The organism is Peredibacter starrii, from assembly GCF_034259205.1.
GTDB classification, from domain to species: domain Bacteria; phylum Bdellovibrionota; class Bacteriovoracia; order Bacteriovoracales; family Bacteriovoracaceae; genus Peredibacter; species Peredibacter starrii.
In genome coordinates, this window is sequence record NZ_CP139487.1 from 2,760,659 (window position 1) to 2,780,064 (window position 19,406).

Sequence of the window (19,406 nt, forward strand, 5' to 3'; positions counted from 1 at the left end):
CAATATGAAACTCCGAAAAAGGAATGGGAGACCACTAGTACATGGATGTTAGATTTCTCATTTTAACCTTATTTTTCCTGGTTTCGTGTATGCCAGAGCCCACTGTGGGCCGAGGCAATATCGCGGGATCTGAAACGACTGGTGGCTCAACCAGTGGTTCAGGCGGTGGTACAACCGCTCCTATCACTACGAAGTGGAATTATCTCGGATCAGTTACAACTTCAATTACCATCAACGTTTCAAACTTAAACAATGCCTACTTGGTTGGTACGCCAGTTGAATCATATCTGTCCACGACTGAGAATTTCTCAAACGCGAACTACTGTCTTGTGACTAGCTACACCCTTGGTGGAGTTCCCCTAGAGCTTCGCTCAAGAGCGGTGCCGATCTCGTATTATGACTTCAATGAAAAGCGCACGGTTCGTGTTCTTCGTGTGGATTTCCAGGACGTCACAAACTCTTCAACATTTTGTAACGGCACTCTTCGCATAAAAGACAGTAACGGCGACTATATGGTGGATTCATCAACACCATCTGGTTACAAGTATGATCCGAATCTTCTTTGTCCTACTTGTACCAGCATGTTGATTGCAAGCAAGGTAAGACTTTTCCAGAGAGGAACTTCTTATCTGGATGAAGTTCCTACAAACTTAATTACCACTTCTCCATTGGGCATGCAGGTCGATCCAAACTACGCAGCTGGCGGAGGCGCCGGCACTTGTTCAAATGCAGACTGTCAGGCGCGCGGCTATAACTGCTGTCTTGATAATCAATGTGTGAACGATGGAGCAACGAGACCATCGGCCTCAATTCAATATCCTTCTCTTTTGCAAACTGCAGAGGCGGAGAGACTACAAAATCCTCTGGCCTACTTAAACTACCCTCAACTTTATTACATCTGTGGAACTTACGTTCCGCCAACATCGACAACTGGTAGTACAACTAGCGGTAGTAATGGTGGTTATGATGAGGCCTTCGCAAAACTAAAAAAAGACTATCGTTGTGTTGAGCACATTAAGGCACAGGCAACGACTTCTCCTTTTCATAATGAACTTCTGTCTCGCTCATACACAGGCACGACAGATTGTCTGACCAGTTCAAGTGACTCTTCTCAGGAAATGTACTTCCAGAGTGTGATTAAACGACTTTATACAACTTGTGGATGTTCAAAAACTGAACTTTCAGACATGATCACAAGCTGTCCGGCCTATGAATACCAGGTCGTGACAACTGATACATTGGGTGAGCCGACAAGTATTGATTGTTATACTCCTCCAACATCGACTCCAACTGTTCCCCCAACGCAAACTGTTTCACTTAACTCGCGTTCAGCTCCTCACCGTTTCTTTGATACAACTGGTGCCGAGAAAGTTCCGACTGCTTCAAGCACTTTCACTCAAGAAGGTGATGCATTTGAATATTTGGATGAAGGAAAAGTTCTTCCTAATCAACAAAACTTCAGTATGAATGCAATCCTGGGTCCTATGAGTGTGTTACTCGATAAGACTCTTCCGGCAAAAACCGTGACTGTAGAACTGGATCAGGTTTACTTTATCTCAACCACATCTGGTTACTACACTCCATGTCCGACTTGCGCCAAGGACTCTTGGTTAAGCTCATTTACTGCATATCCTACAACTGGGTATGGTGTGGGTCTTCAGGCCGTGGGTCACACGACTGAACGTGATGCTTTCTCGACAAATACGACTGGTGGAAACTATGAGGACACGATCTTTGGTCGTGCTTGTTGGCTACCTCCTACGATGATTCCTTTTTCTCATTCGGCAAAATCAACTTCAAAAGATCAGCGTCTGAACCGTCTTCAAACTCAGGCGGCCCTTTTCATTAACGGTTATCAGCGTGACTGGTACGGCTTTAATAAAGGTGCCCTCATTGGTTCTTTCGATGGCGTAACTTGGTTTGCGATTGGTAAAGGTCGTATTGTTAAATCGACTTCTAAGAAACTCTTCCTGGCGATTAATGCTCCATTCGCTGATGTGGCCTCTCCAACGATTCACCAAGTGGGCATTTATGCTTACGACGGAATTACTCAAGCGGCCCAAGTGGACTATGATCCTCAATATCACCAGTCTCATCCTTATCAGAACGAAGCAGGTAACTGTCAGAAGTATCACATGTGTGAAACTGACACTGATTGCGTGACTAAACTTGGTTGGGAATATGCTTGTGCAGATATTCGTGATGTGAAAACGAACTGGCCAAGTTTCAGTGCTGACGCTTTGGAAGTGGCGGCCTCATCTACATCAACTTCAATTGATCAAATTCTTCAACAGAAGCGCCTTCCTTCTTCGACAAGTAAACGTTGTGTTTACCGTGGAGCTGGTGCTCTTTGTTTAGTGAATTCTGGTTCACTTCCAGCTTCAGATCTTAATAAAAGAAAGATTATGACGTGTGCGCCGAACTTCTACTGCGCTAACGTTAGTTCTTCTGGAGTCTTTAACTCGAAAGTGGCCCGTTATGCGGCACCACTGGCCGATATTCCAGTTGCCCGTAACCACCTCTTTGGTAAAGACGCCAACGTGCTTGGTCGTCCTCTTTCATATGTTGCTTCAGGAGACACGACTTCACTACCAAGTGCCGTTCGTTCAACTCTGATTGAAAATATGGTGGCAATGGATGCTCAAGGCTCAGCTAATACGGGTCTTTGTCAGCCAGGTAAATTACTTCCAACTGCTGCAACTCAAGCGACTTACGGAAATCCTTTCAACCAACATCTGGCCGCGGACTCTTCTCGTAGAGCAGACTTTATTAGCCAGATTGGTAGCTGTAACTCAACACTCTTCACGTCATACCGTCACTCATCATGTCCAGTCATTGGTTCAGATGGTAACTATGAACTATTCGCGAATGGAACTCTGGCGGCTGGTTACAATGCTCGCGCCACAAACCAAAACGCTTGTGGACTTGAGTCTTTGGCATCAACTGCGAACCTAAGTCTCTCGGCGGATGACCTTCTTCCATACTCTCCATTTAGAAATATCGAAGCGAAGCCCCTTAACTCTCAGATCATTACTGATCAGACGATGGTAAGAGACGCTTGTTTAAGACGTGCTGGGGCCGTTTGTCACACAGATCTGGATTGTACGCCAAACAAGATGCACGCCTCACAAGTGGATTACTTTGTAACAAACTTCTTTGGTAACGCTGCTGAGAAGAGCTACTACACAGAATACCTGGTGTGCGGACAAATGGATCCAAAACCAGTTGCTTCAAATACTGAGGCCTTTAAAAACTACGATATGTCGAAGAACCGTTGTTGCCGTGAAATCGGAAGCGACCTCACGACTTATACCGCCGACGTTCCGACCGCCACTCAGGGCGGAGCTTACAACGCCAACTCTGCTGGTCTTAAAATGTCTCTGCAACCTGGTCTTACTCCTAACGATACAAAACGCTACTCTCGTTTAGCGACAGTGGAAAATCTTGGAACTGCAGATCGTCCGATTCTTTCTGCTTACCAGGATCGAAACGCTTCTGGTTACGTCTTAAATAGCGCCGAAGGTGCAAGTGTCATGACTTCGAAACAATGGCGCACACTGGGTGAAGCAAACTCAGAAAGCTGCTGTGGCGGTGGATGGATCAGAAAATTCTCTGACGGATCAAATGATTGGTCTCGCCGTGATCGCGTTTATATGGACGTTACAAACTTCCGTTGTATCAACGCTAGAACGCCACTTCTTACTTCTCCAACCGATCTCGCAACTGAATATAACAATGCTTCAGACGTAACTGCTCTGGTTGGCCAGGACTATGGTGATTACTGTAAAGATCCAACCAACGTTAAAGGTCAATGTGCTCAAGTTTCGATCACAGACTCTACGGCCGATACAGCACCGGTTTACGATTCATCAAACCAATATACAACTGTAACGGTAAATACCATCACAACTACCGGGACTAAGGACTTCTACTTTGCTCCAAGAAGTGCTGATGGTGATGCTTCAGTAATCATTGATTACGGTAATAGTTCTGGTCGCAGAAACATCGTGATCAAAGTTCCAAGTTATATTCCACGCTCTTTCGATGCGGCCTATGCGGCAACTGCTGATGGTGGCGTACCAGGCACCGCCCTTTATCGCATCTATATGGTGAACTCAAGTGGTGGTACAACTCTTTGTGTAAAAAACCATGCTATGTCGATTACAAGTCCAACTCAAGTTTATGGTGGTGCAGGTTGTGCTTACACATACAACACTACTTCGCGCGTGTTAAAACTTGGTTCATCAGGCGGCGCAGGCAAATGGGGTCTTCAATTTGACTCTGCCGTTGCAGGATATGCCTCAGCTCTTTCAAGAACTCGTCCAGCAACAAGCGGTTATTACCTACGTCGTCTTGGCCGTCTTGAATTAAGTGGTATTCCTCAAATTCCAATTGAACCACTTTACTGTAATGATAACTCGAATAAATTGGTTCCAGGAGTTCTTAAGTCGAACATCGCTACTAAGACCGCGTTCGATTCAAATTCGATCTCATTCCTTTATGGCGGAGATGCTGTGGCCACTCGTCGCACGAACTTCACTGCCCTTCAGGACGAACCAGTGTTCTCGCAAAACGATTTCAAATGCTGTACTCCACTTGGTAAAACAGTGAGTAACACCAATAAATGTTGTTCAGGCTTTGGAGTGTCACAAGGTGAATCAGGCACAGCGTTTACTTGTGCCCTTCCGCCAGGTGCTAACCTTATGGTGTACTTCAACCGTTTCGTTTCAAACGAAGGCCGTGGCACAGAACAACCTGGTGGCGGACTTGTTGATGCTGACTTCGCAGATCAAACTGGTGAACCACTTCTTAGCGCATCAGTGAATGATAAAATACGTGAGCTAGGAATTGCCTACTGTTCAACTGGAAGAGTTCGTCAGGGCGGCGCCTTCGGTTCATTTGAACCAGAACCACAAGGATCGGAAACAAACCTTTCTCAAAAGATCTATAATATTGTAGATTCATCCAACGACAGCGGTCAGAATTCCAATGCTGGTAAGACTGTTACAACTGGATATGCTCCGTTCACAGATGGATTCAGATGGAACCATCACCTCTATTGTGACGACTAGGAAAATATGAAAGCTCAAGCCAAGACCCCCGCCGAAACCGCGATTGAAATGCGCGAAATGGTCATGCCAAACCAAACAAACTCACACGGAACCGTTTTCGGGGGAACCGTGATGAGCTGGATCGATATTGCGGCCGCCATGGTGGCCGCACGCCATTGTGGACGTCCGGTTGTGACGGCCCATATTGATGATATTGATTTTCTCGCACCGATTAAAATGGGTTATCACGTTCTGATTCAGGCCTCACTGAATTACGTTGGTAAGACGTCGATGATTGTGGGAGTTAAGGTCACTTCTGAAAACCCTTACACAGGCGAATCTCGCACGACTACGCGTGCGTATTTGACCTTCGTTGCCCTGGATGATCTTGGTCGCCCGATAGTGGTGCCCGAGCTAAAACCAGAGACCGATGATGATCACCGTCGTTTTGATAACGCTAAAAAACGCGTTCAAATGAAGAAAGACATCCGTAGCTCTTTGAAGAACAAGTAATTCAATCTCATCTGCTCCTGTAACGAGGAGCAGATGTCTTCAAATCTTCCAAAATCTTATTGTTAGTATTTAATGCAGTAAAGTAGTGCTTTGTTTCGAGGACGGGTTTCAGTTCCACCCGAAGCATTCACAGTTACTGTGTGAGTGTGAGCGCCTGTAGTACTTGTTGTGAATGTGTGAGCGTGATCTCCTGCCCCGTTCATTCCAACTGAGTGAGAGTGGTTACCAGCACCGTCAGTCCCTTGGTTTGTACTTCTAAAACCATTATTTCCAGGAGCATTATCAGTTCCTAGAATGGCATCAGTTGACCAATCGTTAGTTGTAAGAACACTACTGTCCCATGGAAAGAGAGCATTGATGGAGTGTCCGTGATGACCATCGGTTGAGGTCCATGCGCCGTGAGTATGGTTACCGTTAGTGCTGGTTGTTCCTGTGTGAGCGTGGTCTCCTGCAGATGCAGAAGAGCCTGTGTGGTTATGGGATTTATAATCGTCGGCCTGCGCACTCGCAATCGCTCGCCCAGTATCCACACCTCGACCATCGTCCCAACCTCTCACAAACTCACCACGAAGGTCAGGAAGGTTAAAGGTTGTAGATCCGTCCCCAGCTCCCCAAGTCGTTCCAACGGCCGCAAATAGGCCCGCATAAGTCGTTCTGGATACCGCCGCTCCATTGGCCTTGATCCAGCCAGATGGGCAAGTGCTCATGGCATATGTTGCCACTTGTCCCGCAGGAGTAGAAGAACCCATGGTGACCCATGATACTCCATCACATCCTTCAAAGTTACCACCCACAAATCTCATAGTTCCTTGTTTTGAAGCATTACACGTTCCCGAATCGTTACCGATTTTTACACCACCCTCTACTTCAAGTTTTGCAGCGGGAGCAGCAGTTGCACCAATCGCCACATCACCGTCATGAGTGATGGTCACGCGCTTTCCTTTCTGAGATAAATCGTCATTAGTCGCCATGACTGTTAATTGGTTACCTGTAGTTCCATTAACGTTCATGATTTGGAAATTCTTTTTATTGGCCGGTGCCGGAGATGCCGTGGCATTCATTTCTACCACCGCAGTTGAAGCTCCATTCACCGAACGAGCACTATCAATCCGAACGTAGGCCTGACTATCAGTTGAATCAACGACATGAAGTTCAGCGGCCGGTGTTGCAGTTCCAACACCTACGTCACCTAAATTGTAATAGATGTCACTTCCCGTAGTGATCCATTGAGTTGCCTTTGAATCGACGTAAGTTTTTGTGGCCGCATCTGTGCCAGCAGTTGGAGTTCCAAGGCCCGTGATCTTTTGGTTACCCATGGCAAGAGGTCCACTCATCGTGTCACCGGTCTTCGCCACAAAACCAGTTTGATTCCCAGTCAGTTTGCCGATCGCTTGAAGAACTGTATCAGTCGCAGAAACAACTCCAGCAGTTGTTGAAAGCCCAGTTAATGGAGCTGCTCTTACTCTGGCATCGGTATAATAAAGATTTGTGACCTCAGGAACTACAGATGTATTGAGAGTCTGCCAGGTTTTATCCCCTCTCCAATACTGAGCGGTCGTTCCGGCAGTGATTGAATTTTCTTTTGCCGTAAATGAGGCCGCGAGCCCACTAATTTTTGACTGAGAAATCGCCGCACCGGCCGCAATATCATCATCGACAATAGTACCATCAGCAATTTTCGCTGAAGTCACCGCACTGTTAATAATGGTCGCACTCGACATCGTGCCCGACAGATCTCCACCAACTGCACTTGCACCAGTGGCCACAGTCGCCCATGATAAGTTTCCTGAACCATCTGTAATAAGAGCTTGTCCCGACGAACCAGAAGTCCCCGGTAAACTCATTGAGAGATCACTCGCAAGCGAGGCAGGAGCACGAAGAGTGATGTATTTCGTATTATCTGATTTCAAACGAAGTAAAGTCTGAACATCAACTTTCCCAGAACCCGTAATCGAAAGATTTTTAATGTTATTTACAAAGAAATCCATCTGCTGGGTCGTAGGATCCCCGGAGTGAACATAATACTTAATCGCCCCGGAAGAAATCGTCGCCGTATCACCAAAATAAACTGAGGCCGTATTACTATTTGAAGTAAAAAGATTGATCGCAACCGGACCCACTTCTCTATCAAATGAAGCAACAGCATCTGCAGTTGGAGAATTCGGTGTTCCGAAATCCGGTTTCACAACCACCTTACCATTCACATGAAGTTTCTGAACTGGATTGGTAGCACCAATTCCAACATTACCCGCGTTGCTGTTATAGATATTTGAACCTGAGACCGTCCAAGAATTCGCCCCACTAATGGCCGTATCAACATAGTTTTTAGTAGCAGCATCCGTCATCGCCGAAGGCATAGCAAGATTAGTGATCTTGTTTGTTCCCATATCAATATTGCCACTCATCGTTCCACCGGCCAGTGGAAGTTTTGAGTTATCAACAGAGACATCGGGAACACAAGCAAACGTGACAGTTGGCCCGGCCGTGAGAGTCAGTTTATCTGTGCCCATACAAGGCGTGAGATCACTTACCAGCGCTTGATTCCAAGCCAGTCCTGGTGTGAGACTTGAAAGAGCATTTAATCCTAAGTTGGTTCTGGCATCGGCCGCATTGTTTGCACCGGTACCACCTTGAGTGAGCCCAAGGAACGCCAACTCACTCATGACTCCTGAACCATTGTTTGCCAATACATAGTTAGGCGTACCACTGGCGAGTTTTGAACGAGAAATATTTCCGGCAAGATGTGAATCCGTCACACCACTATTGCTAATGGCGATGGTTCCTGAATTTGTGATTGTTCCACCTGAGAGCCCTGAACCAGCGGTGATATCTGTGACTGTTCCTCCAGTCGCACCGACGATCGGTTTGGGCTCCCATTTTGATCCGGTCCAAGTCAGAACTTCATTATTGTTTGCATTTAATTTTGAAAGACCATGAGCAACTTGGGCCGAAGGAACTGCATGGAGTTCCTGAAACGAATAGGCCTTGCTCGCAGTTAAATTCGTCACTCTAATCGCAGGTGAACTTGGAGTTGTGATTGAGGCCAATACCTGTGAGAGCGTTGGAGTGCCACAATCCAAATCCAGCTTCACATGAAACACACCATTTGTGAGAGCAACGTTGTTGATGTCTTGGTTACAAAGAACAACTGAGGTATCGGCCGTGCTCGCGAGATCAAAGCGTAGGTTTACCGGGCCCACTATCGGCGAGCCGTTAGTGTTCACAAGTCTTCCGGAATAACTTAACGATTCAGCATTCGCTGCTGACAATAAGCTGATGACTGTTAGTAGTCCCACCAAAGAAAACTTCATTCCCCTGTCCCTTCATGTGAAGTTACGGAGACTTATCGACACTAGACGGGAGAAAAGTTAAAGCATTCCTAACAAATTAAGGTGCTCCAAAGGCGGCCTGGAAAATCAAGATTTTAGACGATGTCCGATTATTCCAATCGGTAAAATTTGATGGTGCCTCCAGCATTATTGATGCTGATATTTCCATTGGTATGATTTGGCCCAGTCATAAAACTTACGGCCGCATTTCCTCCGGCGATTCCTAAAACAGATTTGTAGCGAGTGACTGAACCACTAGCAACGTTCACAGTTGGGGCCATATGTCCTAAGAAACCACCGGCCGGTCCGAAACCAAGCTGAACATTTCCCGCACCAGTTGCTGTGATCGTAACATCAACTTCGATTAAGTATTGACCTGAAGCTGGCGGAGTAAACGTAACACTTCCTGAGATCGCACTTTTTAGAGCAGCATTTCCATAAGCACCATATGAGTGAACAGTAGAAACCGTATTAGGAGTGGCAGGTGGTGCCGAGGCCCAGCCGTTCATATCAATCACCACGAATGCACCCACAGCGGCCGTCGTTTGTGTTGTTCCATCTGGAAATCTGAATCCACCACTACTTGATTCAATAGTTCCTGCGACTGAAAGTTTATAGCTTGGAGAAGTATTTCCGATACCGACGTTTCCTGAAACGCCACTATAGATATTGCTACCACTCGTGACCCACTTCCCATCGACATAAGATTTTGTGGCGGCATCAGTTGTGGCAGTCGGAGTTCCAAGATTAGTAATCTTGTTGTTGCCCATATTGATCGCACCGGTCATGGTTCCACCGGACTTCAAAAGGAAATTTGCAACATTACCAACAAGTTTTCCAATCGCGGTCAACAAGGAGTCAGACGAAGTCACTGTTCCAGCAGTCGTATCCAATCCTGTTAAAGTTGTTCCCCTCACCGCTGCATCCAGTGGTTGCAGAGAGTGATCACCTCTAAAATACTGATCCGATGTTCCCACCGGAATAGCATTCTGTTTATTCGCCAGATCAGTTGTTAAATTTGCAATCTTCGATTGAGCAATGGCGGCCCCGCTCGCCACATCAGCATCAACTATCGAGCCATTTTCAACTGCATCTTCACAAGACCAATTCATTGGCCCTAAGTTCATATGAAGTTTTTGAGATGGTAAACAGTTAGGTACATCACCTGAGAGCACAGTTCCTGCACCTACTCCAATATTGGCCGTCGCACTGGATCCCAGACCTAGATTTGTTCTTGCCCCGGCCGCAGTGTTAGAACCCGTACCACCACTCGACAGAGGAAGCTGGGCCACTTCAGTGAGAGCACCTGATCCATCATTCATAATGACGTAATTTGGAGTTCCACTCGCAAGTTTCGCTCTAAGAATGCCGTTTGCGAGATGAGTGTTTGTCACTCCTGCTGTATCAATCGAAATTGTTCCGGAATTTGTGATTGTTCCACCTGACAAACCCGATCCGGCCGAAATGTCAGTGACTGTCCCACCAGTTGCACCAACAATTGGTTTTGGTTCCCACTTAGAACCGGTCCATGTGAGAACTTCATTATTATTTGCATTTAGCTTTGAAAGATTATGAGCAAACTTGGCCGACGGAACCGAGTGAATAGATTGAAAGGAATAGACCTTACTCCCATTTGTCACTCTTATCGCAAGTGAATCACCGGATGGAATTTCATACAACACTTCTTCAAAAGTTTTTCCCGAGCGAACAGAACAATCAAAATCCAACGAAACATGAAATACACCATTGGTGAGTGAGACTCCCGAAACCGTATCATCACACTTAATTGAACTTGTGGAGTTAGTGTAGGCCAATTCAAAGAAGAGTGTAACCGGGCCCGCTACCGGCGAACCATCAGCGTTCACCAAACGACCTGAATAGCTGAGAGTTTCCGCGGTTGCAGAAAAGGACAGACAGCCAGCAAGGAGACAGATCAGTTTCTTGTGTGCCATGTATGCCTCTGTATTCGGTTCATTTTAAACCTGGAATGATGACTGACCCGGGGAATCAATAATAAATAAAGGCTGTTTGGTTAAATGTTTGGAAGTTGGGAAATAAAAAAGCCTCCATTCGGAGGCTTTGTGTGTGTGTGCAGGAAATTAAAGCTCTTTATAAAATAAGGAGTTAATAAATCTATTAAACCTGTCAAATCAACAACCCGTCAAACATAAATTACTATATCTAGTATTTTTCTTTGTCAGTGATTTGACACGAAACATGATTCTAATGACTTTACTTAGCGCAAAATAAAAAGGCCCTCTATTAGAGGGCCTTTTATCGAAAACTAAGAATGGAAATTCTTATTTCTGATGATTCTTAAGAAGCTTCTTCTTACGAGCAAGACGCTTAAGCTTTAGTCCGCTCTTCTTATTCTTAGACGCTTTCTTCGCTGGGCGCGACTTTTTTAACTTTTTCATGAAATCCTCCTAAATTAACAATTCGGTTGAGCTTATAATAAAAAAGTTCAATTGAAAACGGTGAGTCACTCATGCATGTATCTTATTTACTGTTTTTTCTATCACTTTCTGTGTTTGCAGAGGCTCCTCGGCAAATCCAGGTGATTCCAAACCCTCAAAGTGTCGAGGATTTCGATCATCAGTTTAAGGGCTGTCTGGAAAATTCGGAATGCGATCAGGTGATGGGGTTGCAGCTTAGTCGCTGGAAAGAACTAATTGATAAGCTTAAAGAAGATAAGGTTGAAGCGGCCAAGAAACCGCAGTTTGTTGAGCTATTCCGCGGAAAGTATGGAATCCCGGTGGAGTTCTACACTTATCAAAAATCTCAACAAGGTTTTAAACCTCTCCTATTTAACTCTCCTTGCAAAGATCACAACCCAAAAGACCCAAATCAAAAAGTTTTACGAGGCATCGCTTTTGTAAAATCTCTTACTAAAGAGAAGGCAGTGGTCTGGAGAGATCAAACTCAAATTGAAGTTCCAACCGATGAACTCCTGATGCCGCAACCTGTGACGGTTTATTATCCAGAAGGTGCAAAGACTTACTATCTTCCACTCGGTGAACAACCACTCTTCCTGAAAAATAAAGAAATGTATGTGCTAAGAGAAGAAGACGGATTTTTCTATCCACTAAAAGTTTCAGAAAACGGCGATTGGAAAATCGAAGGTCTCGACATGGCCCGATTAACTGAATGGGAAGACAAAAAAGAAAATGTGACTTGTCCTAAGGACGAGAAAAAACTCGCCCCGAAAGTTTTCGGGGTCGAGTTTTGTAAATCTGTTTGGGATGAAGACTCAAAGAAAACCGTGGTGGTGAAAATGCACCAGGGCTGTGTTATTTAAGAATCGCTCTTCTTTCCATCGACTGGCCATCAGCACAGTTGGCAGTAGAGACAACTTTACGGTCAGTGAAGAAGCCGCGGTTAGAACCAGTAATCTGAACTTTCATCCATTCTTTTGTATGAATCACGTAAGAGTTGCCGTCGTATTGTGAACCACGCTCAACCTGAACACAGTATCCATCACTTGAACTTTCACAATCATCTTTAGCAGGAGTTGTACTGAACCAAATTGCACCTGAAGCAGTTTGCATTGGGTTTGTAAGAGCTGTTCTGCTCTGACAAATTTCTTTCATAAGTCCCGAAGTCGAAGTTTCAACGTTACTAAATCCAAAGGCATCACCGTTCACCGATTTAAAAACATAGCTTGAACCAGTGTCTTGAATTGAAACTGTTACGTTTTTAGGAATGCCGGCAGATTTTCCGCAATCTTTCTGAGAATAAGCAAATGTATATTGATTTGAAGTCAGAATATTGAGAATGCCTTCCTTATAAAGAAGAGCACCACAAATCGCATTGATACGAGAAAGAATCATTGGATCATCGACTGAAATAGGATCAAGGCTTCTTACCTCTTTACCTACAACCTGTTTATCACTTTCGCTAACACAACCAGCGACAACAAAAAGGGCCACAAGGATGAACTTCATCATAATTGCCTCCATACAATTTAAAATGTATTTAAATTGTCCCTTTTTTTAAAAAGGGTCGGCAACAAGATTATTTCAGGAGAGCTCGGTACTCGATGGATTGGTTGGTTCCACAGAAAGAACGTGAAACTTTCTTTCTTTGGGTGAAAAATCCGATTTTCTGTCCGGTTGAATTGCTCACACGAAAACGCACCCATTCCTGAGTGGTAACTGTGAATGAAGAACCGGAAAGAGGTCCGTTTTCAATCAATACACAAATTTCACCACTAATAGGAGAACAGTCGGCGCTGCTAATTCCCGATGTCGTGATTGAAGTCACGGTATTATCACTATTTACAGTTTGAGTCTGAAGGTTTGAAAGATTAGAACAGAAAGGGGCCATGACTCCAGAAGTATTGGTTTCAACATTTTGGAAAATAAATGCAGTCCCATCTTCTTTTCTAAATTGGTATTCACTTCCAAGATTTTGAATGGTGGTTTTCACAGCACCGGTGAACAACATCGTGCCGTCACAATTAGTTTGAGAGGCCTCAAAATTATGAACAGAATTAACCGCAGAATTTAAGATGCTGCTCTTCTGTGCCAGAGCATTACAGATACTTGTGATGTTACTTTGCAAAGTTGTATCGGCAACCAGTGGTTGAAAAGCGCGAGACTGACCTAGAGAACTCCCAGGAACTTCACCCTCATACTTTCCACAAGCAAATGCCAATACGGCCAATGAAAGAACGACAAGTTTCATATTAACTACCTCTGTACCATCTTATTCTTAATAAAATTATTTCTCATGCGGCTGGCCTCTGTCACATACTTTTCAAACCAGTAAGTTTGAGTAAGTTTGATGAAGCGCTTCTCCTCTGGAGACTCAAGGTGAAGACCAGGAATCTCTAACATTTTCACCAGATAAAAATTGGCGAAAACCGGGATTTTCAGCACGGACTTCATCGCTTCAGGTTTTGTATGAAATGACTTTTTCCCGGCGTAATGAGTCACGAGATTATCAAACTTAAAATAATTATCTGAAACACCCTCTTCACAAAGAGTTTCTAACTCTCCCTTGATCACACCGTGGTAATCACGAAGAGAAAACTTCTTATTAAAGGCCAGTTCAGGAAAGAATTCCTTCCCCTCTTCATCGATCTGAGAGGCCGGATAAATTGTTACTTTCGGAACAATTGTAGAGTCCGTCTGAATCTTGTCGTGATGGAAGGCCGGACAAAACTGGATGTCCGACTTCTTATTCAAATGCTGACCTAAAGTCAGATACTGCTGATAAAGAGCACTAAAATAAACTCGGCGAGGAGATGGCTGTTCTTCAGTTTCTAATTCTAGCGAAGCTGGAGCTCTTGCTACTCCCAGTTGAACTTTCTGAAGAAGTTCCGCCGCATAAGTGAATTCCACCGTTTTAGGGGCCTCTTTCATGTGAGAGCAACCGACAGAACCGACAACTAAAAGACCAAGAATCATGTTTTTCATAGTCCACCTCGCAAGAACACTATTCGACAATCCCACGAGGAACTTGATTAACCGTCATTTTTTGTCCAATATGTTTATATGAACTACTGGCTAATGAAATCTGAACCTGATGTCTTCTCTTTTGATGATCTAAAAAAACGTCCAAAGAAAACTGAACCCTGGAATGGAGTCAGAAACTACCAAGCTCGCAATTTCATGAGAGATGAAATGCAAGTTGGTGATCACATTCTTTTCTATCACTCAAGTTGTGAAGTTCCGGGCGTCTATGGAATCGCCAAAGTTGGTTCAAAACCCTACCCTGATTCAACTCAATTTGACCCAAAATCCGAGTATTATGATTCGAAATCGACCCAAGATAACCCGCGTTGGTTTCTGGTTGATGTGACCTATGAAATGGATTTGGATCATCACGTGTCGCTGGAAGAACTGAAGAAGCACAAAAAATTGGAAGAGATGAGGCTTCTTCAACGAGGTAACCGGCTTTCAATTTTGCCAGTTACCCGCGAAGAATTTGATTACATCAAGAAATTAGGTCTTAGTTAAGCTGAACGTAGTTTCCGTTTGGACGGATCATATCACGCTGAACTCTTAGATTAAGAATCTTTGGAGTCGCGTTCTTTTCTTGCACTGTGAATGTGTAGTCACCATCTGGCATGACTTTATAGAACTCAGAACCTTTGAAAGCAAAGTTTCCTAGGTCACGATTCGCACTACGAATATTCACCACACCTTCTACATTCGGACGATTAATTCTGAAACCAGCACCTCTGTGGATCTGTTTCATGAAATAAACCATCGAATCACGGTTATTGCGATAGAAGTTTGGAATCTCTGAGTAAGAAGGCCACTTCTGGTGAGAAAGTTCTACTGTGATTTGCAGGTCGTTATGCCATACATAACTCCAGTCCTGCATACCACCGCGAACAATGTACCAAGCGGCTCCGTTTGTTACACCTTGAGGAAACTCATCTGAGTTTCTCATCTCTGGATTTAGTTCTGCGTATTCAACTGAAAGTTCTTTTACTAAATCGTTCAGAGGGTGAAGATCGTATTTTGAGTCCCAAGGGTAGTTCGCAACGATTGTTCCACCGTGAAAGTTCGCTGAAAGAGAAAACTGACGAGAGGCCTGGAACGCCATCACGGCCTGGTTTTCAACCTGACGGCCATTCGGTGAACTCTGCGTATCGCGAGTCATATCCGGGAAGTTACGATTGAGATCAACGTAGTTGGCGTTCGCACGTTGTTTCATGTCACTGCCATCTGGATTCATCGAAGGCATGATGAAGATCTCAGTGTTATTCACAAGATTTGTGATCTCCGGATCACGGCCATACTTTTGGCCAATCTCTTCGATCAAAGCAACCGTAAGCTCACGCCCTGTGATTTCATCTCCGTGCATAGACGAGATGTACTTGAACTCAGGTTCAACTTCATCCATCGCTGGATTATCAGAAATTTTCATCACCCAAAGGTCCTTCCCTCTGACTGATTTTCCGATACTAAACAGACGCATAATTTGTGGATACTTGGCCGCTGCCGCTTGAAGCTTCTGTCCAATCTGAGCAGAAGTTGGGTAATCAGCGAGAACTTTATCGTTCATCTCTTTCATATCCAAATGAACAATGTTTTTCTGATCAAGGTAACGAGAGAGTCCCTTAGAACCATAAAGTTCAAAACCTTCTGATGTTACGTGATCAATGATGACTGAACCGGTGTCGACTAACTCTTTAACGATTGCAGGATTTTTCCCTGGGACATAGAGTTCTTCCTGAATCTTGATATTTGCCATAGCAGACGCTGAGAGAGCGAGAAGCGAAAAAGCAAAATGTAATTTCATCGTGAAATCCTTTGTTTTCAATCTCTCCATGGTAAACCCTGAAGTGATTGAAAAGCAAAGGCAAGAAGCAGAAGTTATATTATTTTAGATGAAGAGAAATTAATGAAAAAGATAGAGACGATTTCTCGATGAGTAAATCGCCATGTACTCTTCATTGATGACCAGATCAGAAAACACCGCAGAGTAATCATAGCCCATCGCAAACTCATCAACGATTTTCAGCGTTAATGGATCAATGGCACGGAGATATCCGTCGAAACTCGCAGCAATAATGGTATCTTTCCACCAACCTACAGCACTCACTGGTTGCTTAGAAACTTTCACGCGCTTCAGAATTTCTCCACCCACGCTCATAAGAATCACTTCACCATCATTTGTCCCGAGAACAAGTTGTTCACCCTTAAGTAATGGATGGGCCGCAACACTAACGCCATAGCTTCTGAACAATGCGCCACTGTCTGGGTTAACTGCTTTTAACTCACCAGATGGTGAACCAGTCACTACCACACCGCCAACTAGAAGCGGGTTAAGGTCAACGTCGATGAATTTTGATTGTTCAACCAGTTTCGTTTCCCAAAGAAGAAGACCTTCCTCTAGTGAAAGTGCCCCTACGAAGCCATCAGCAAATCCTACGATGATTTTATTACCAAGAACGAGTGGCTTAGTAGTTCTTTGAAGAGTTGTTGTAACCGGAACGGCACGCTTATAAACCCATAGGATCTTCCCGGTCTCAGCGTCCATATGAACAATCTGGTGGCCACGAAGATAAACGATCATACGGTCATTGAAGTAAAGAGGCGCACTCTCAACTGGTGCCCCTAAATCAATGGCGTACTTAAGCTGGCCCGTTAGGTAGTGACGAACGAACAAACGTCCAGACAAGCCACCATAGGCAACGTGATCTTTAAAAAATTCAACTGGCCCGCCAAGTGGAGTCTTCTCATTATGCTGCCAAAGCACTCGACCTGATTCAAGATCATAGGCCGTCATCACACCATCAAGGCTTCCCATATAGACAATGTCATTGAAGATACGAGGAGCACCCAAACCGATGGCGAGGTTGCCGGAAACATATTCAGAATCTAGATTCTTGGACCAACTGACATTAAAGACACGAGTTTGTTTCTCAGGTGCATGTGGTTTGAAAGAACCACATGCCGCCAGAAGAATTAGTAAAGCAAGATATTTCATTATTGAGCTAATTGAGAAAGATAAAGCTTAGCAAGTTTTGCTTGCTCATCATTCGGGAAAGTATTGATGACGTAGTCGAACTGAGTTTGAGCTTTTGCCTTCTCACCTTTTGCCAGGTAAAGACGACCAAGTTCAAGAGAAACCTTTGCAGGCATCATGGCCTCTTTAGCTTGTGCCAGAGGTTCAAGAACTGCGATTGCTTCATCAAGTTTTCCTAGTTTTTCAAGAACCACAGATCTTTGCATGCTTAGGAAGAAGCTAGCTACCGGGTTACCAGATGTACCACTCTTAGAAAGGATTGATTCCGCCTCAGCGTAGTTACCTTTTTCATAAAGATATTTGCTCATTTCAAGCACCACTGGAAGCATCACAGGGGCAGTACGAATTTCTTCGTCCAGACCTTCAAAAGCTTTAACCAGTTCAGGAACGCCAGTTTTGTTGGCCTTAACATCTGCCCAAACACCGTTTTGGAACTCGAAAACCTTTACTGAGTTTTCAAGAGCTGAGTGGTGATGAGACTTTTTCCAAGCAAGGAAGCCACTAACTCCAACCAGGATCGCAATGACCAGGCCGAAAAATAACTTTCTGTTCTCATAGAGCGTGTGCCCTAAATCGGTCTTATTAAGAGTCTGTTCAAGTGTCTGGGTCTGAGTCGCGTCGCTCATTTCTTGGTCCTTTTAATGCTAAAATACCTAAGAAGTTTAAAACTCCTCCTCACTCGTTGTCAAAGATCAAAAGATTACCTAGACTTAAAGAATGATGAAATTATTTTTTGTCCTTCTCTTCGTGTTCCCTACTCTTGCGTTCTCAGCAGACATGCGTGGACGTCTCGGTATTGGTGCATCTAACCAATTGGCCAATGATGTTCCTGCGATCTCTTTGAAGATTCAGCAGAGTAAAACTTTCGCCATTGGCGGAATCCTTGGGTTCAAATCTGATCAAGATGAGACTCTCTACGGGGCCGGAGTTAAGTTCTACCGCATCATTTTTGACGAGCCACAGCTCAATTTTTATATGGCCGGACTATTTGCCACTGAAAATTACTTGGACGAGAAAGAAAAAACCAAAACTGGCTACCAGATCGACGGTACCCTTGGAACAGAATTTCACCTGACGGGCCTTGAGAGTATCGGCTTTTCTTTTGAATTTGGTCTATCGGTGCGAGATGCAGATCCTAAAGGCGGAACAAGTTTTGAAACATTAGGTGATCAGTTCGTGAAAGCGGCCGTTCACTTCTATCTATAAAATATGTTGATAAAAAGTTCCTTCATTCTTTTATTCGTTCTCCTTCCTTTCCTTGCCTGGGGTCAATCGACTGATCAGGTGCTTCAGGAAGTTGAGGATGATATTACCGTTGGCAGTGATATTTTCTCTGACTTTAACGAAGACCTAGAAAGTGCTCAGGTGCTCGAAGATGAGCGCTTCTACCGTTACGGAAGATTCTTTTCTGTGAACGTTGGTGGTGGTTTCACGACCTTCACTGGAAACCGCGGTAAGGCCTTCGAAGACAACAACCCTACTTTCCACTTATCAGTAAACTACTTTTTGGATTTCCAGAACGCCATCATTTTGGGTGTTGAATACTCAAAGCATACTATGGTTCTTGATACGGAAGTGAATTCATTCCAGGACAACGGTCCCCTTGGTGCGGTTACTCAGGACATGACTCGAGTTTTTGTTGGTTATAAGTACTACATCGACACGACTGACCTTGGTACGGCCATTACCTACTCAAATCCTCACTTCATTGGCCGCTTAGAATATTGGTATCAAACGACAAAGTTTCTGGACCAGCCTTCTCTGCCTAACGATAAGGGCGGCGGTATCGGTACGGGTATTGGTATGGGACTTGAGTTTCCGATTGAGCTCAAAAAATCTTATATCAGCGTTGAGGCCCTGTATCACGTCGTGAACTTCTACGATAAATTCACTCAAGACTATGCTCAGGTTCCAGGAAATCCGGACAGTACTTATGGATTTGATGACCTCACCGGAAACGTGATGAGCTTGATTTTCACTTATAACTTCACTTGGTAATAAACAAAGGAACTTGACATCACAATTT

At 44.4% G+C, this 19,406-nt stretch carries 14 protein-coding genes; 6 read left to right on the forward strand and 8 right to left on the reverse strand.

Going from position 1 to position 19,406, the window contains the following annotated elements:
• Window positions 1-41: 41 nt before the first annotated feature.
• Entirely contained in the window at window positions 42-5,072 is a 5,031-nt protein-coding gene (locus tag SOO65_RS13855) for a hypothetical protein (RefSeq protein ID WP_321391146.1), read from the forward strand.
• A 6-nt stretch (window positions 5,073-5,078) separates the two neighbouring features.
• On the forward strand, window positions 5,079-5,564 hold the full coding sequence (locus SOO65_RS13860) for an acyl-CoA thioesterase (protein ID WP_321391149.1): 486 nt from the start codon (window positions 5,079-5,081) through the stop codon (window positions 5,562-5,564).
• Window positions 5,565-5,626: 62 nt separating this feature from the next.
• On the opposite strand, the gene SOO65_RS13865 is transcribed toward SOO65_RS13860, so the two are convergent.
• On the reverse strand, window positions 5,627-8,875 hold the full coding sequence (locus SOO65_RS13865; protein WP_321391152.1) for a phage tail protein: 3,249 nt from the start codon (window positions 8,873-8,875) through the stop codon (window positions 5,627-5,629).
• A gap of 128 nt (window positions 8,876-9,003) precedes the next feature.
• Window positions 9,004-10,845 carry a DUF8740 domain-containing protein gene (locus SOO65_RS13870; RefSeq protein ID WP_321391155.1) on the reverse strand — a complete coding sequence of 614 codons (1,842 nt, stop codon included), beginning with the start codon at window positions 10,843-10,845 and terminating at the stop codon, window positions 9,004-9,006.
• A gap of 536 nt (window positions 10,846-11,381) precedes the next feature.
• On the opposite strand from SOO65_RS13870, the gene SOO65_RS13875 reads away from it, so the two are divergent.
• Window positions 11,382-12,191: a hypothetical protein gene (locus SOO65_RS13875; protein WP_321391157.1), complete on the forward strand. Its 810-nt coding sequence runs from the start codon at window positions 11,382-11,384 to the stop codon at window positions 12,189-12,191.
• On the opposite strand, the gene SOO65_RS13880 is transcribed toward SOO65_RS13875, so the two are convergent.
• The 3 genes from SOO65_RS13880 to SOO65_RS13890 all read right to left on the reverse strand — a co-directional run bounded on the left by SOO65_RS13880 (window position 12,184) and on the right by SOO65_RS13890 (window position 14,313).
• Window positions 12,184-12,840 (reverse strand): hypothetical protein, encoded by a 657-nt coding sequence (locus SOO65_RS13880; protein WP_321391160.1) that lies wholly within the window; start codon window positions 12,838-12,840, stop codon window positions 12,184-12,186. The genes SOO65_RS13875 and SOO65_RS13880 overlap by 8 nt on opposite strands.
• Before the next feature lie 67 nt (window positions 12,841-12,907).
• Window positions 12,908-13,579, reverse strand: coding sequence for a hypothetical protein (locus SOO65_RS13885; protein WP_321391163.1), 672 nt, complete (start codon window positions 13,577-13,579; stop codon window positions 12,908-12,910).
• A 5-nt stretch (window positions 13,580-13,584) separates the two neighbouring features.
• Window positions 13,585-14,313, reverse strand: a complete 729-nt coding sequence (locus SOO65_RS13890; RefSeq protein WP_321391166.1) for a hypothetical protein — start codon at window positions 14,311-14,313, stop codon at window positions 13,585-13,587.
• A gap of 78 nt (window positions 14,314-14,391) precedes the next feature.
• On the opposite strand from SOO65_RS13890, the gene SOO65_RS13895 reads away from it, so the two are divergent.
• Window positions 14,392-14,856 (forward strand): EVE domain-containing protein, encoded by a 465-nt coding sequence (locus SOO65_RS13895; RefSeq protein ID WP_321391169.1) that lies wholly within the window; start codon window positions 14,392-14,394, stop codon window positions 14,854-14,856.
• Here the strand turns inward: SOO65_RS13895 and SOO65_RS13900 are convergent.
• The 3 genes from SOO65_RS13900 to SOO65_RS13910 all read right to left on the reverse strand — a co-directional run bounded on the left by SOO65_RS13900 (window position 14,849) and on the right by SOO65_RS13910 (window position 18,006).
• Window positions 14,849-16,150, reverse strand: coding sequence for a DUF2817 domain-containing protein (locus tag SOO65_RS13900; RefSeq protein WP_321391172.1), 1,302 nt, complete (start codon window positions 16,148-16,150; stop codon window positions 14,849-14,851). The two genes, SOO65_RS13895 and SOO65_RS13900, sit on opposite strands and share 8 nt — an antisense overlap.
• A gap of 99 nt (window positions 16,151-16,249) precedes the next feature.
• Window positions 16,250-17,341, reverse strand: coding sequence for an outer membrane protein assembly factor BamB family protein (locus SOO65_RS13905; RefSeq protein ID WP_321391175.1), 1,092 nt, complete (start codon window positions 17,339-17,341; stop codon window positions 16,250-16,252).
• Window positions 17,341-18,006, reverse strand: coding sequence for a tetratricopeptide repeat protein (locus SOO65_RS13910; protein WP_321391178.1), 666 nt, complete (start codon window positions 18,004-18,006; stop codon window positions 17,341-17,343). Before SOO65_RS13910 ends, SOO65_RS13905 begins: the two co-directional genes overlap by 1 nt.
• 91 nt (window positions 18,007-18,097) lie before the next feature.
• Here SOO65_RS13910 and SOO65_RS13915 point away from each other — a divergent pair, with 91 nt between their 5' ends.
• Window positions 18,098-18,586 carry a hypothetical protein gene (locus SOO65_RS13915; RefSeq protein WP_321391181.1) on the forward strand — a complete coding sequence of 163 codons (489 nt, stop codon included), beginning with the start codon at window positions 18,098-18,100 and terminating at the stop codon, window positions 18,584-18,586.
• A gap of 3 nt (window positions 18,587-18,589) precedes the next feature.
• Complete coding sequence (locus SOO65_RS13920) at window positions 18,590-19,378, forward strand: hypothetical protein (protein WP_321391185.1); 789 nt, start codon at window positions 18,590-18,592, stop codon at window positions 19,376-19,378.
• Window positions 19,379-19,406: the final 28 nt, after the last annotated feature.

Coding starts and splice junctions, on each gene's coding strand:
- SOO65_RS13885 (WP_321391163.1), bottom strand. CDS start 13,579: ATGAAACTTGTCGTTCTTTCATTGGCCGTATTGGCATTTGCTTGTGGA.
- SOO65_RS13915 (WP_321391181.1), top strand. CDS start 18,098: ATGATGAAATTATTTTTTGTCCTTCTCTTCGTGTTCCCTACTCTTGCG.
- SOO65_RS13920 (WP_321391185.1), top strand. CDS start 18,590: ATGTTGATAAAAAGTTCCTTCATTCTTTTATTCGTTCTCCTTCCTTTC.
- SOO65_RS13900 (WP_321391172.1), bottom strand. CDS start 16,150: ATGAAATTACATTTTGCTTTTTCGCTTCTCGCTCTCTCAGCGTCTGCT.
- SOO65_RS13895 (WP_321391169.1), top strand. CDS start 14,392: ATGAACTACTGGCTAATGAAATCTGAACCTGATGTCTTCTCTTTTGAT.
- SOO65_RS13905 (WP_321391175.1), bottom strand. CDS start 17,341: ATGAAATATCTTGCTTTACTAATTCTTCTGGCGGCATGTGGTTCTTTC.
- SOO65_RS13910 (WP_321391178.1), bottom strand. CDS start 18,006: ATGAGCGACGCGACTCAGACCCAGACACTTGAACAGACTCTTAATAAG.
- SOO65_RS13870 (WP_321391155.1), bottom strand. CDS start 10,845: ATGGCACACAAGAAACTGATCTGTCTCCTTGCTGGCTGTCTGTCCTTT.
- SOO65_RS13865 (WP_321391152.1), bottom strand. CDS start 8,875: ATGAAGTTTTCTTTGGTGGGACTACTAACAGTCATCAGCTTATTGTCA.
- SOO65_RS13875 (WP_321391157.1), top strand. CDS start 11,382: ATGCATGTATCTTATTTACTGTTTTTTCTATCACTTTCTGTGTTTGCA.
- SOO65_RS13860 (WP_321391149.1), top strand. CDS start 5,079: ATGAAAGCTCAAGCCAAGACCCCCGCCGAAACCGCGATTGAAATGCGC.
- SOO65_RS13855 (WP_321391146.1), top strand. CDS start 42: ATGGATGTTAGATTTCTCATTTTAACCTTATTTTTCCTGGTTTCGTGT.
- SOO65_RS13880 (WP_321391160.1), bottom strand. CDS start 12,840: ATGATGAAGTTCATCCTTGTGGCCCTTTTTGTTGTCGCTGGTTGTGTT.
- SOO65_RS13890 (WP_321391166.1), bottom strand. CDS start 14,313: ATGAAAAACATGATTCTTGGTCTTTTAGTTGTCGGTTCTGTCGGTTGC.